At 54.1% G+C, this 13,380-nt stretch carries 12 protein-coding genes; 7 read left to right on the top strand and 5 right to left on the bottom strand.

Annotated elements, in window-relative coordinates; all coding sequences use genetic code 11:
- Window positions 1-16: 16 nt before the first annotated feature.
- From CGZ75_RS07380 to CGZ75_RS07360, 5 genes are all read right to left on the bottom strand, one after another.
- On the bottom strand, window positions 17-472 hold the full coding sequence (locus CGZ75_RS07380; protein ID WP_089523573.1) for a hypothetical protein: 456 nt from the start codon (window positions 470-472) through the stop codon (window positions 17-19).
- Window positions 473-499: 27 nt separating this feature from the next.
- Window positions 500-955, bottom strand: a complete 456-nt coding sequence (locus tag CGZ75_RS07375; protein ID WP_089523572.1) for a hypothetical protein — start codon at window positions 953-955, stop codon at window positions 500-502.
- Between the two features lie 27 nt (window positions 956-982).
- Window positions 983-1,435 (bottom strand): hypothetical protein, encoded by a 453-nt coding sequence (locus CGZ75_RS07370; protein WP_176444714.1) that lies wholly within the window; start codon window positions 1,433-1,435, stop codon window positions 983-985.
- A 53-nt stretch (window positions 1,436-1,488) separates the two neighbouring features.
- Window positions 1,489-1,965 (bottom strand): hypothetical protein, encoded by a 477-nt coding sequence (locus tag CGZ75_RS07365; protein WP_089523570.1) that lies wholly within the window; start codon window positions 1,963-1,965, stop codon window positions 1,489-1,491.
- Window positions 1,966-2,039: 74 nt separating this feature from the next.
- Window positions 2,040-2,549: a sporulation protein YjcZ gene (locus tag CGZ75_RS07360; RefSeq protein WP_089523569.1), complete on the bottom strand. Its 510-nt coding sequence runs from the start codon at window positions 2,547-2,549 to the stop codon at window positions 2,040-2,042.
- 512 nt (window positions 2,550-3,061) lie between these two features.
- Here CGZ75_RS07360 and CGZ75_RS07355 point away from each other — a divergent pair.
- The 7 genes from CGZ75_RS07355 (at window position 3,062) to hfq (ending at window position 13,364) form a co-directional block, all read left to right on the top strand.
- Window positions 3,062-3,628 carry an outer spore coat protein CotE gene (locus CGZ75_RS07355; protein WP_089523568.1) on the top strand — a complete coding sequence of 189 codons (567 nt, stop codon included), beginning with the start codon at window positions 3,062-3,064 and terminating at the stop codon, window positions 3,626-3,628.
- A 176-nt stretch (window positions 3,629-3,804) separates the two neighbouring features.
- Window positions 3,805-5,469 carry a putative amidoligase domain-containing protein gene (locus tag CGZ75_RS07350; RefSeq protein ID WP_089523567.1) on the top strand — a complete coding sequence of 555 codons (1,665 nt, stop codon included), beginning with the start codon at window positions 3,805-3,807 and terminating at the stop codon, window positions 5,467-5,469.
- A 480-nt stretch (window positions 5,470-5,949) separates the two neighbouring features.
- The gene (mutS, locus tag CGZ75_RS07345) at window positions 5,950-8,892 is read left to right on the top strand and encodes a DNA mismatch repair protein MutS (RefSeq protein ID WP_089523566.1); all 2,943 of its coding nucleotides are present in this window, start codon (window positions 5,950-5,952) and stop codon (window positions 8,890-8,892) included.
- A 24-nt stretch (window positions 8,893-8,916) separates the two neighbouring features.
- The gene (gene mutL, locus CGZ75_RS07340) at window positions 8,917-11,358 is read left to right on the top strand and encodes a DNA mismatch repair endonuclease MutL (RefSeq protein WP_089523565.1); all 2,442 of its coding nucleotides are present in this window, start codon (window positions 8,917-8,919) and stop codon (window positions 11,356-11,358) included.
- A complete protein-coding gene (locus CGZ75_RS07335; RefSeq protein WP_089523564.1) occupies window positions 11,355-12,137 on the top strand; it encodes a class I SAM-dependent methyltransferase in 783 nt (260 codons plus the stop codon). Before mutL ends, CGZ75_RS07335 begins: the two co-directional genes overlap by 4 nt.
- Window positions 12,130-13,122 (top strand): tRNA (adenosine(37)-N6)-dimethylallyltransferase MiaA, encoded by a 993-nt coding sequence (miaA, locus tag CGZ75_RS07330; protein WP_089523563.1) that lies wholly within the window; start codon window positions 12,130-12,132, stop codon window positions 13,120-13,122. Before CGZ75_RS07335 ends, miaA begins: the two co-directional genes overlap by 8 nt.
- On the top strand, window positions 13,119-13,364 hold the full coding sequence (gene hfq / locus CGZ75_RS07325; protein ID WP_089523562.1) for an RNA chaperone Hfq: 246 nt from the start codon (window positions 13,119-13,121) through the stop codon (window positions 13,362-13,364). Before miaA ends, hfq begins: the two co-directional genes overlap by 4 nt.
- Window positions 13,365-13,380: the final 16 nt, after the last annotated feature.

Raw genomic sequence — 13,380 nt, 5'->3', positions numbered from 1 at the left:
CTTTTTTCGTAGAGGATCATGAATTGAAAATCGTGACGTAAGTCCCCCCATTCTCATACCGAATCGGGCCGTTTATTGATTGAATCTCCGTTGAGGGACGCACATCGAACGGTCCGGTTGTACTCATTTTTATTCGAATGTTCCCCACTGTGTCTGTTTCTGATAAGACGTTGTAAGTTACATAGGCTGTGTAAGTACGGAACGGATTCCATATAACCTCAAAGTGATGGCTCCTGTTGGGCAGAATAATATGCGCTGATGGGAAGGGGGCTTCAAATTCTCCATCAAAGGAAGATGATACTAATGTGAAGTTGGCAGTGCGGTTGTAGATATTAAATCCTTTGGAGCCTTGTATCGTTATCGACTCATTGTCCTGCGGGTTATTTCTTTGAGAAGGGCTGTACACGAAAGATGTCACAATGACCAGCAAAATAAACAAAACTAAAATCATTCCCCCGTTTACAAAGGACATAATTTAATCTCCTTTCTGCGCAAGCGATCATAAATCGAAAATATTGACGTAAGTCCCCCCTTTCTCATATCGAATGGGGCCGTTTATAAAATCTACGATGGTTGTGGGAGTTGTTGGTGCTGCGTCCTCTGTCCTCATGTTGATCCGAATATTCCCCACTGTTTCGTCGCCTGATACAACGTTGTAAGTGACATAGGCACTGTAATTTTTGTGTGGCGTGGTTCTAACCTCAAAGTGGTAGCTTCTGTAGGGCAGAATAATATGCGCTGGAGGAAAAGGGCGATCAAATTCTCCTGTCAAGGAGATCGATACTAAAGTAAAGTTGGTAGTCCGGTTATAAATGTTAAAGCCTTTGGAGACTTGAATCATCGTTAAATCTTCATCTAGCTGGTTATCCCTTTGAGTGGAACTGTAAATAAAAGTTGTCACAATGACCAGCAAAATAAACAAAACTAAAATCATTCCCCCGTTTATAAAGGACATAATTTAATCTCCTTTCTGCGCAAGCGATTATAAATCGAAAATAGTGACGTAAGTCCCCCCGTTCTCATATCGAATGGGGCCGTTTATAAAATCTACGATGGTTGTGGGAGTTGTTGGTGCTTCGTCGTCTGTCCTCATGTTGATCCGAATATTCCCCACTGTTTCGTCGCCTGATACAACGTTGTAAGTGACATAGGCACTGTATTTTTTGAATAGCGTGGTTCTAACCTCAAAGTGGTAGCTTCTGTAGGGTAGAATAATATGCGCTGGAGGAAAAGGGCGATCAAATTCTCCTGTCAAGGAGGTCGATACTAAAGTAAAGTCGGCAGTCCGGTTGTAGACGTTAAAGCCTTTGGAACTTATCATCGATAAACCATCATCGGGTTGTTTATCCCCTTGAGTGGGGCAGTAAACGAACGTTATTGCAATGACTAGCAAAATAAACAAAACTAAAATAGTTGCAAAACTTGTAAAATACATAACTTCATGTTCCTTTCCGCGGTGTATTTGCATCCCAGTGTCCATGCAGCTAATCATGCATTTCGAATATTAACGTAAGTTCCCCCGTTATCGTATTTAATGGGGCCGTTTATAAAATCAATAATGGTTTTTGCTGGTACTGGAGCTGGGCTGGTTGTCCTCATATTGATCCGAATATTTCCCACTACTGTGACGCCAGAAACGACGTTGTAAGTGACATAAGCGCTTGAGTAATAAGCTTTTACCTCAAAGTGAAAATCCTGGTACGGTAGAATAACATGCGCTGGGGGGAATTGGTCCGCAAATTCTCCTTCCAAGGAAGTTGACGCTAATGAAAAGTTAGCAGTGCGGTTGTAAATATTGAATCCTCTGGAGAGTTCTAGCGTTTTTAAACCATCATCGGGCGGGCTATCCTCTTGAGCGAAGCTATAAATAAAAGTTGTTGTAATTACCAGTAAAATAAACAAAATTAAAATCATGCCCAAGCCGGGTCCTTTAAGATTACTGGTCTGAGCTTTTATCAGATGCATAACTTATTCTCCTTTCTGCGGTGTTCTAGCAATGTTGATCGAGGATGAAGGAGCATATAGATTGAAAATTGTGATCATCTATTGACAAAATTAAAATAGGTACCACCGTTTTCAATACCCACGGGAAAATAAATCGTAGTGTTTAAAGACAAGACTGTAGTTGATGCAACATGCGTGTCTACTCTCATTCTTAATCGCGCATCTCCAAAACGGGTTCCATTCATATCTAACAAATCGTAAGTGACGTAGGCCTCGGAAACATAGAAATAATATCTATCCACTTCGAAGTGGTAACTTTCTCCCGGTCGAATTATATGCAGCGGGTCTGGGGGCGACGCGTAGTTTCCATTGAAGCTGGCTGCTCGTAAAAGGAATGGTTGCAGCGCACTTTTGTTATAAACATTGAACCCTTTGGTTGCTAGTATAGTTGAATTGTCATCTTCCAGATTCACTCCTGAGTCTCCATTGATAGGGCTGCGAAAAAGACTCGTAACAATAACTAATAAAATAAACAAAACCAAAATCAGTCCGAAGTTTGACCCTTTACCTTTCACAGTGCTGATTTCTACTCTTTCAAAGTTCATTCAATTTTCCTCCTAATATGGCTGTTTCAACATAGTATGAGGAATTAACAGAATGGTACGGGCTAGATTTATGAGAATTCAAGGTAACATGATAATCGACTTAGGAGTGTGAGGACTCGTGCGGCGGCGCTGTATAGACTGGAGCAGGAGGGGGACGTTCAGATCAGAAGAAGAGGTATTGACGAAGAGGCACTGACGAAGACGTATTAATGAAGAAACACAAATCATCAAACTTTAACTGCTTATGATTGATCTAAGGCTCTGTATGTGCGTATGGCGCACGACTTACGCGACTCTTTTTCAGCACGCCTGATTAGCCAGTAAAAAATGACCGGATTTAGACCGCCAATCATAAACGCTCCTACACGAACATATGTAAAAAAAGCGCCCCATACACTCATAATCTGGGGCGGGAACGGAATATATTGCATTGACTAGGTTCATTTTATCAACATTGGCCTATGTCCTGCATACACTTGTAAGGAATGATGGTATGGAGGAGGTTAAAGGAAATGACGATTGCAGATAAACAGCTTCAGACTAGAGAGATCATCACAAAAGCTGTCTGCGGTAAAGGTCGCAAGTTCTCGACGGTTTCGCATACCGTCACGCCCCCTCACCGCCCTACCAGCATACTGGGTGCATGGGTTATCAACAACCAGTATGAAGCGGTACGGTCGGGGGACGGCATCGAGGTCGTCGGAACTTACGACATCAACATTTGGTATTCCTACAACAGGAACTCGCAAACTGACGTAGCCAAGGAAACGGTATCTTATGTCGAAAACATTCCCCTTTCCTATGTGGACCCGAAGCACCGGGCTTCCACGGAGGAAGTGGCGGCTGAAGCGACGCAGGAGCCGAACTGCATCGAGGCGAATATTTCGTCTAGTGGAGCTTCCGTTGTCGTAAGGGTCGAGCGCGAATTCGCCGTCGAGATGATCGCGGAGACGAAGGTGTGTGTAGCAGTCATTCCAGGTGGCTGCGACGACATTGAAAGCAAAGACAGCTTTGACTATGACGACGGGGACAGCGGATTCGACGATTTGGACGGCGATCTGCTGGACGACGAGCTGTAAGAGGGGTTTTGCGGCTCATAATGCAAGGTATGCAGGAAAGCAGTACAATTCGAGGGCGAAAGCCCTCTTTTTTTTATCTGGCAGCAGTAAATTTGTTCCGCTTATGTCCGCTGCCAGGACTCTGAGGGGAAAAAGCACCGGCTGCTGGCGGCCGGGGTAACGGGAGGCGGTGCGTCATGGCAGGCAAGCTGTGGCTGTGGTGCGGTAGCTTGAGTGAGCCGCCGGAGGCGGCTCCTCCGTCAGAATGGGCTATTTGGCAGCATGGAACGGAGCTGTCCCGCTCCGATGCTATGCTGATCTGGGGCAGCTCGGCTTGGCCCGGCAGCATGGGGTCTGGCGATAGTGGTGGGCAGGAGCGAAATGCCGCTTCAGGCATAGAGGTGGAGCCGGGCAGTCCATGGGTGCTGAATGCTGGAGCGGCGGCTGTGGACTCGCTAGGCAGCGACGCTGTTGCGCGCAGGCTTGAGCTGGCCGGAATTCGTACGGGAGCCGCTGAAGAACCGGGCAGGCTTATGCGGGTCGCTGTGTTTCATCTGGAAACGGTGTTTATTGAGAGGCTCCGATCGTCATCCTGGCAATCAGGCGTTGGGGCTGGGAGTGGTATCGCTGCCCGGCGTTCGCCTGGAGCGGATTCAGTTGAGGAAGAGTGGCGGAATCCGCCTGCGGAGCCTCAGGATCCAGATATGAAGCGTGCTGCTCGTTTAGCGAAAAGAGCAGCATATGAGCTGCTCCTGGATGCTGCCGAGCTGCTGATCCGCATCGGCGACAGCGGGAAGTTATATGTTGAGGGATATAGACTTCCCGGCTGTAGGAGCTTTCGGCCCGTTGGAGCGGAAAAGCTCTCGCCGGAGGCGAAACGGCTGCCGGCTGCAAGCGCCTCGCTGTGGTTTCCACCGATGAAGAGGCTTGAGCAGCTGCTGGAGCAGGAGGCTACTCGTATCGCTGGGCATAGTAGTAGCGCTCCTCCCCTGCGGATCGGAGCAGACCCGGAGTTTCTGATCCTCCGTCAGAACGGGAGGATCTTCTCGGCATCGCAGCTCGGCGGGCTTCACAGTTCCGTGGGCAGCGATATGCTGGTCGCCGGCCAAAGTCTGCGTCAGCCGGTCGGCGAGCTGAGGCCGGAGCCAGCGACGAGCGCGGAGGAGCTGCTGAGCCGGGTTCGCCGGCTGCTTGCGCTGGCCGCGCGGCGCGGAGCCCGCGAGCCGGGCATGCGGCTGGCTGCAGGCGCAATGCCGGTGCCGGGCATCGCGCTCGGCGGCCATGTGCATCTCAGCGGCGTGGCGCTGACGACGCGGTTGCTGCGCGCGCTGGACAGTTATGCGGCGATTCCGCTGGCGCTCGCCGAGGATGCTGCCGGCAGGGGCAGGCGCCCCCGTTACGGCACATTCGGCGACTGCCGCCGCCAGCCTCATGGCGGCTTTGAATACCGCACGCTGCCCAGCTGGCTCGTTTCACCGGCCGTAACTCGCTACGCGCTCGGCGTGGCGCTGCTGGCAGCGGAAGACTCGGCTTGGCTTGAGGATTTGCCCAGCTTGGAGGAGCTATTTGCCCGAGCTTATTATGAAGGGGATCGAGAGACACTCGTGCTCTGCCTGCCACGATTGCGAGCAGGACTGCGTAAGGCCCCTTCTTATGAGCAGCGACGGCATTTGCTTGACCCTCTGCTGGACGCAGTTGAAGCGGGGGCAGTCTGGGATGAGAGCCTAGACATCCGTATCCGCTGGGGTATCCCAATGCCGGAACGGAGCCGGTCGCTGCGCTCCGGCGGCTTCTCTATCCGGCATTCAAGCTCACGGCAGCCGACATCGGCAGGGGACAGCTCTATTTTTGAACGTGGTTGAAGGACCGGAGCGGGAAGCTGTTGATACGCTGAGAAGCTGAGACAACGAAATTGCCATGGCTTCTCAATCAGCCACCCCGGATGAAAGCGACTGAGTATCGCTTATGCATGAATGGTCGAGCTGAGGCCCTTCGAGTTTCTCTCGTGCATTTGGAACGATGGCAAGGCAATGGTCTGATGCAACTTTTCGTTCGCCACTCTATTACCAGTTAGAGAATGGTTTTCTTGTTTTCAAGGTTAATTTCTTTCTTTCGTTTAGCCTATATATTTAAATTAATTACATGAATTATTAAATACATTAAAACTAAACCTAATCAATTATGTTTGCGGCTAGCCGTGACTCCTATTTGGGAGGGCGGCTTTTTGGCGTACATCTCCTTTTGTACGGACTTCGTTATACTGGTATAATGAAGGTTGGTTTTCATAGAATGCAGGAGGCTTGGCGGAGCGCCAAAGTCCATATCTGCGCAGGAGGTACAAGGTGGTAGCGTTGACGCCGATGATGCAGCAGTATTTGACTATAAAAGAAGAAGCCAAGGACGCTTTTCTATTTTTTCGCCTGGGAGACTTCTATGAATTGTTTTTTGACGACGCCATACTAGCATCCAAAGAACTGGAAATTACGCTTACCGGCCGTGCCGGAGGAGGCGAAGTGAAAATCCCGATGTGCGGGGTGCCGTATCATTCCGCTGAAGGGTACATAGCCCGTCTAGTCGACAAAGGCTACAAAGTGGCTATTTGCGAGCAGGTCGAGGACCCTGCCGTAGCTAAAGGCGTTGTGCGGCGCGAAATCGTTCGGGTCGTGACGCCGGGTACTGTCATGGAGAGCAAGTCTCTCACGGACAAGTCCAACAATTATATTGTCTCTGTGGCAGCAGAGGGTGGGCAGTTAGCGCTTGCCGCCTGCGATCTGTCGACAGGAGAACTTTACGCAACTTCTTTTGCTGGGAGCGCTGAGCTGCTGCAGGACGAGATCAATGTGTATTTCCCTGCGGAAATCGTCGGGGATGCTGGGGTGCTGGAACAATTGCGGTCGCGGCCTTCGATGACTAGTCGGCCAGTGCTGTACACGGAGCGCGAGCCGATGGAGGCGGAGGCATTGTCGCAGCTGCTGCCGGGCAAATCGCTCGACGGACTACCGGCGGTTCGCGTGCGAGCTGTGTCGCTTTTGGCGGGTTATTTGTCGGAGACGCAGAAGCGGTCGCTCGGTCATCTACGTGCGGTGCACAGTTATGAGCCGAGTCAGTATCTGATTCTGGATCCGTTCACGCGGCGTAATCTGGAGCTGACGGAGACGGTCCATGGGCGGAGTCGCAAAGGTTCCCTGCTGTGGCTGCTCGACCGGACCAAAACATCGATGGGCGGCCGTTTGCTGCGTCGCTGGATCGACAAGCCGCTGCTGTCAGCAGCACCAGTGGAAGAACGGCTTGAAGCCGTTGCCGCACTGTATGGCAATCTGATTTTGCGTGAGGATGTGCGCGGCGAGCTGGATGGTATATATGATCTAGAGCGGCTTGTTGGGCGTGTTGCTTACGGCACGGCGGGCGGTCGTGATCTGGCTGCACTCAAAGCGTCGCTTGATCGGGTGCCAGCGCTGCTTCAACTGCTCCAGGATTCTGGCTCCGCGACACTGCGGCGTTTGACACATGGGGTGGACAACTGTGGAGACTTGCGCGAGCTAATTGATACGGTGCTGGTGGACGAGCCGCCAGTATCTCTGCGGGAAGGCGGACTGATCCGCTCTGGTTATGACAGCTATTTGGATCAGCTGCGAGAGGCGAGCACTAGCGGTAAAAAATGGCTAGCTGATCTGGAGCGGCGCGAGCGGGAAGCGACTGGCATCCGTACGTTGAAAATTGGCTACAACAAAGTGTTCGGATATTTCCTGGAGGTGTCGAAGGCGAATATCGCTTCGTTACCTGAGGGGCGGTACGAGCGCAAGCAGACGCTTGCCAATGCGGAACGTTATGTGACGCCGGAGCTTAAGGAGAAAGAGCGCCTTATTCTCGAAGCCGAGGAGAAAATGACGGATCTGGAGTACAGCCTGTTCATCCAGCTTCGCGACGGGATTGCCGGTGAGCTTCATCGCCTGCAAAGGCTGGCGGATATTATCGCGCAGGCGGATGTGCTGCAGTCGCTTGCAGCGGTCAGCGCCGAGCGCCGTTATGTCCGTCCCGAGGTGACGGACGGTTATGATCTGGACATCGACGGCGGGCGTCATCCGGTCGTTGAAGCGGTGCTGGAAGGGACCTCTTTTATGGCCAACGGCACTCAGCTCGGTCGGGATGAAGCGAGGATGCTGCTCATTACTGGTCCCAATATGGCGGGTAAAAGCACTTATATGCGTCAAACGGCTCTCATCTGCATCATGGCTCAGATCGGCTGTTTCGTACCGGCGCGCTCGGCGCGTCTGCCGCTCGTGGATCGGATCTTTACGCGCATAGGCGCGGCGGATGATCTAGCCGGCGGACAGAGCACATTCATGGTCGAAATGCGGGATATTCAGCAGATGACCGACAAAGCTACGGTACGCAGTCTCGTCATTATTGACGAGTTGGGACGCGGTACTTCGACTGCAGAGGGCATGTCCATCGCACAGGCGGTTATCGAGTTCTTGCATGATGTGACCGGCTGCAAAGCGCTTGTGTCGACACATTTTCACGAGTTATCCCATCTGGAAGAGTCGCTGAAGTACCTGAACAACGCCTGTATGGCGGTCAAAGAAAGCGGCGGCGATGTAACCTTCCTACGTAAGCTTGTGCCAGGTGCGGCCAGCACGAGTTACGGCATTTATTGCGCGCGGCTTGCGGGACTACCTGACAGAATTATCGGCCGCGCCTATAAGCTGCTGGAAACGCTGGAGAACCAGTATGATGAAGGGGCGGCTGGGCGCTCGGCCCGCGCTAATTCGGAGATGATTCGGGAGACAGCCGCAGCCTATGCTGGTGAAGCGGTGAGTGTTGAAGCTAATGTGGAGACAGTTGCTGGCGTTCGGGAAGTGGCTGGTGAAGATGCAGGAGCAAGTGATGGAGCAAGTGCAGGAGCAAGTGATGGAGCAAGTGCAGGAGCAAGTGCAGGAGCAAGTGCAGCGGCTGGCGCTGGAATGCCTGGTATAGAGAATGCTGCTGGAGCTGAAAGAGTCGTCGGCACAGATAATGGAGTAGAAAACAAAGCTTCTAGCGCTGATTATGCTAATGGCATGGAGTCTAGAACCGGTAATGAACCGGCAAAATCTCCAGTGCAGCTGTCGATTTTCGGGGAAGAGTCGGCGGGTATGGCGGGTTCAGGCAAGCGGCGCTCCGGCAAGGCCGCCGAAACGGCGGATGAGCTGGCGGACAAGCTGCGCAAGCTGGATCTGCTCAATATGACGCCGCTTCAGGCCATCCAGTGGCTGAGTGATATGAAGGGCAAACTAAGCGTTTAATACGGGCGAGGGAGGAGTGAGCCAATGGGCAAAATCAAGGTACTGGACGAGCATTTGGCGAACCAGATCGCTGCCGGCGAAGTCGTGGAGAGACCAGCCTCTGTTGTAAAGGAGCTGGTTGAGAACGCGGTGGATGCTGGGGCTACCTCCATCGATATTACAATAGAAGAAGGCGGCTTCAGCCTGATCCGCGTCCAGGACAACGGAAGCGGTATAGAAGTTGAGGATATGGAGACCGCGTTCCAGCGGCATGCAACGAGTAAGCTGTTGACGGACAGGGATCTTTTTCGCATTGCTAGTCTCGGTTTCCGGGGCGAGGCTTTGCCGAGTATCGCCGCTGTTGCTAGAGTAGACTGTGTGTCTGCCAGCAACGACAGCGGACTGGGAAGGCGCATCGTCATGGAAGGCGGCAAGCTGACTACGGATGAACATGCTGGAGCCGGTCAGGGGACGGATATGACGGTCCGGGATCTTTTTTTCAATACGCCTGCACGCCTGAAATATATGAAAAGTATTCAGACCGAGCTTGGCCATATCTCCGATTACATTTATCGGATTGCGCTTGCTCATCCTGGCATTGCCTTTTCGCTGACGCATAATGGCGGCAGTCTGCTGCGGACTTCCGGTTCGGGGGATCGGCTGCAAGTCATTGCCGCTGTTTACGGCACGGGAACGGCCAAGGCGATGCTGCCGCTGCGCGGCGAGCATGCCGATTACGAGCTGAACGGTTATATTTCCAAGCCAGAGCTGACGAGGGCGAGTCGCACCGCGATAACAACGGTAGTCAACGGGCGTTATATCCGTAGCTTTGCTGTACAGCAATCGCTGCTGACGGCTTTTCATACTTTGCTGCCGATCAACCGGTTTCCCGTAGCGGTGCTTGAGATCGGGATGCATCCTGGTCTCGTCGACGTGAACGTGCATCCGTCGAAAATGGAAGTGCGCTTCAGCAAGGAAGCCGAGCTGAAAGCTTTCATTGAGGAAACGGCGCGCGCCGCTCTGGGCGGTCGCCGACATATTCCGGGGCCAGATTCCGGCCGCGGGACCCGCTCCGGCCCGGTGTACCGGCAGGAGCAGCTGCGCTTTCACCAGCCGGAGCCGGGGTTCGGCGCCGCTGGTGCTGGCTTGCCCGGCGGCTCCGCCCCTGCGGGCGGAGAGCCGCCTGCGGTGCCTCCCGGCGGCGCGGCTACGCTGCCGCCGGCTGCCCTTGCGGCCGCTGGCGAAGCCGCGGCCGCGAGCGCTGCGGCGGGCTTCGCCGCGCCGCAGCAGGGCGGCCCGCGCGGCTACGCCGGCTCGGGCCGCAAGGGCCCGCCGCCCGGCAGCATCGCAGCCGGGCCTTGGCGGCCTGCGGCGCAAGGCGCGCCGCCGGTGCCGCCTGACGCGGCGCAGCGGCTCTATGCGCCCGCTGCTGGCGCCTTCGGCGCAGCGGGCCTGCGCGAGCGCTCGGCCGCGCCTTATGCGCCGGCGCCCGCAGGCTCCGGCGCATCGGCGGGAGGCTTCGCCTACCCGCCGACTACGCAACAGGCTAACCCGCCTGCGCCTAACGATGGGGACGAGCTGTCTGCATCATTAGCTGCAGCGGGTAGTCCAGCTGATTTGCAGGAGCCGCCACAAGGCTATCGGCCAGCGGCTCCTACGGAACTCTCGGCGGCGGTGGATTCCGACGCAGATCCGGCTTTCGGTGCTGATCCAAGTTCCGCTGTCGAGCAAGTATCCGGCGCCTATCGGGGCTCTGGTACGGACTCAGCGTCCGACGCCGACCCTGCTCACGCGACCGATCCTGCCTTTGCCGCTGACCTTGCTCACGCCACGGACTCAGCGCCTTACGCCGATCCCGCCAGCGCATCTAATCCTAGCTCCGCTGGAGCTACCGATTCCGGTTTCCCGGAGCTAAGCTGGGTAGGTCAGCTCCATGGAACGTACCTGATCGGCCAGAATGAAGAGGGAATGTACCTGATCGATCAGCATGCTGCGCATGAGCGGATCAATTACGAATATTATTACCGCAAGTTCGGTGAGATTAGCCGGGAGAGCCAGCCGCTGCTTGTGCCGTTCACGCTGGAATATACCAGCGTCGAAGCTATGCAGTTGGCTGACAGGCTCCCGCTATTAGCGGAAGCCGGCGTGGAGCTGGAGCCATTCGGCTCGCAGTCCTTCCTCGTTCGCTCCCATCCTCATTGGTTCCCCAAAGGGGAAGAGCAGCAGCTCGTAGAGGAAATGGTCGAGTGGGTGCTGCGCGAGAAACGCGCAATCGACATCGCCAAGCTGCGCGAGGAAGCGGCTATCATGTGCTCCTGCAAAGCTTCCATTAAAGCTAATGACCGGCTGAGCCGGGAAGAAGGCGAAGCGCTGCTGTCGCGATTAGCGGCCTGTCAGCAGCCCTACACTTGTCCGCATGGGCGGCCGATTCTAGTGCATATTTCGGTATACCAGTTAGAAAAAATGTTCAAACGGGTGATGTCATGATCGTAACAACGACGGATTATCCGTCAGAGCTTATGCTGGAAATGGCCGCGCGGCTAGCCAAAGAGCTGAATGCGCGGCTCACGCCCCGGCGCAGGCGCACACTCGGCCAGTTGGCCGAGCAAGCGGGAGACCGCGAGCTGCTCGTAGTGACGAGCACGCAACTGCGCTATTACGGCGGTCCCCAGGAGCCGCCCTTTTATTTTCATCCAAGTATGGCCTATGTGCGGGTCAAAAGGCTGCGCAAAGGCGAAGCCGATCCTCTCGTAAGCTTGTCCGGTTGTCAGCCGGGGGACCAAGTGCTGGACTGCACGGCGGGTTTGGCGGGTGATTCCTTCGTGTTCTCCTATGCAACCGGACCGGAGGGAGGCGTGACCGCTCTCGAAAGCGAACCCGTCCTGCATGCGATCGTGCGTGAGGGGCTGCAGCAGTACGAGTCGGAGCTTGAGGATGCCAATGCGGCGCTGCGCCGCATCACTCCTGTTTTGGCCGATCATGCGGACTTTTTGAAGGGTCTCCCGGATAAAAGTTATGACATCGTTTATTTTGATCCGATGTTTCGTGATCCAGTCCATGAATCAAGCTCAATCGGCCCGCTGCGCGGCCTCGCTAATCCCGATCCACTTCATCCCGGCATCGTCCGGGAAGCGGTACGTGTGGCCCGGCGAACCGTCATCATTAAAGAAACGAATAACAGTCCTGAATTCGACCGGCTCGGCTTCGTTCGCTGTCCAGTCAAAAAAACGTCGGCTGTCGGATATGGAGTGATACAAGTTGACTGAACGCAAACAGCCGCTGCTCGTGCTGCTCGGCCCGACGGCGGTCGGTAAAACACAGCTCAGTTTGGAGCTGGCCCGCGCCTGGAACGGAGAAATCATATCCGGAGATTCCATGCAGGTGTATCGGGGCATGGATATTGGCACCGCCAAAATCCGCTCCGAGGAGCAGATGGGCATAACGCATCATCTGATTGACATCCGCGATCCGGAGGACCCGTATTCGGCCGCTGATTTTCAAGAGGCTTGCTCCAGGCTTATTCCGGAGATTGCTGCGCGCGGCAAGCTGCCTTTCATCGTTGGCGGCACAGGGTTATATATTGAGTCGGTCTGCTACGGCTATGAATTTTCCAAAGCTTCCTCGGACGAGTCATATCGCTTAGAGTTGCAACAGATGGCAGACGTCCACGGACCAGAAGCAGTGCATGCGCTGCTTGCAGAGCGCGATCCTGAAAGCGCCGCTAGACTCCACGCTAACGATATACGCCGTGTAATTCGGGCGCTAGAAATCTTGCATTTAACCGGAATGAAGATGAGTGAGCAGCTTGCCGGACAGAAAAAAGAGTCTCCTTACGAACTCTGTCTGTTGGGACTGACAATGAATCGCTCCGAGTTGTATCGCCGCATTGAGCGGAGGATCGACCTGATGATGGAGGAGGGGTTAGTAAACGAAGTTGCCGGTCTGTTGGAACGCGGCGTGCCCCAGCATGCTGTGGCGATGCAGGGTCTCGGTTACAAAGAGCTTGTCCCCTATTTGCAGGGTCAAACTTCGCTGGAAGAGGCGGTTGTACTGCTGAAACGCGACACAAGGCGCTTCGCCAAGCGCCAGCTCAGCTGGTTCCGCCATATGAAGGACATCCAATGGATTGATGCAGGGGAAAATTTTCACAACAATTTGGATACCATTCATGCTATACTAGCAGGAAAGTTCAACGTCAGTCTTGAATATACCACTAACCAATCTTCTTTTGACGGGGGTAACTCTCAATGAACAAATCGATCAATATTCAAGATACGTTCCTGAACCAGCTGCGCAAGGACAGCATTCCGGTTACGGTCTACCTGACGAATGGCTTCCAGATCCGGGGCGTAATCCGCGCTTTTGATAATTTCACCATCGTCATTGATTCAGACGGCCGTCAACAAATGGTGTACAAACATGCGATTTCAACGTTTACACCGCAGCGCAACGTCTCGCTCATGCAGCAGGAGACACCAGGCGCTCAAGCCTGAAGTTTCCCCCGATGAA

It is taken from the genome of Paenibacillus herberti, from assembly GCF_002233675.1.
Taxonomy (GTDB): Bacteria; Bacillota; Bacilli; order Paenibacillales; family Paenibacillaceae; genus Paenibacillus_O; species Paenibacillus_O herberti.
This window is presented reverse-complemented; position numbering and strand designations above follow the sequence as displayed.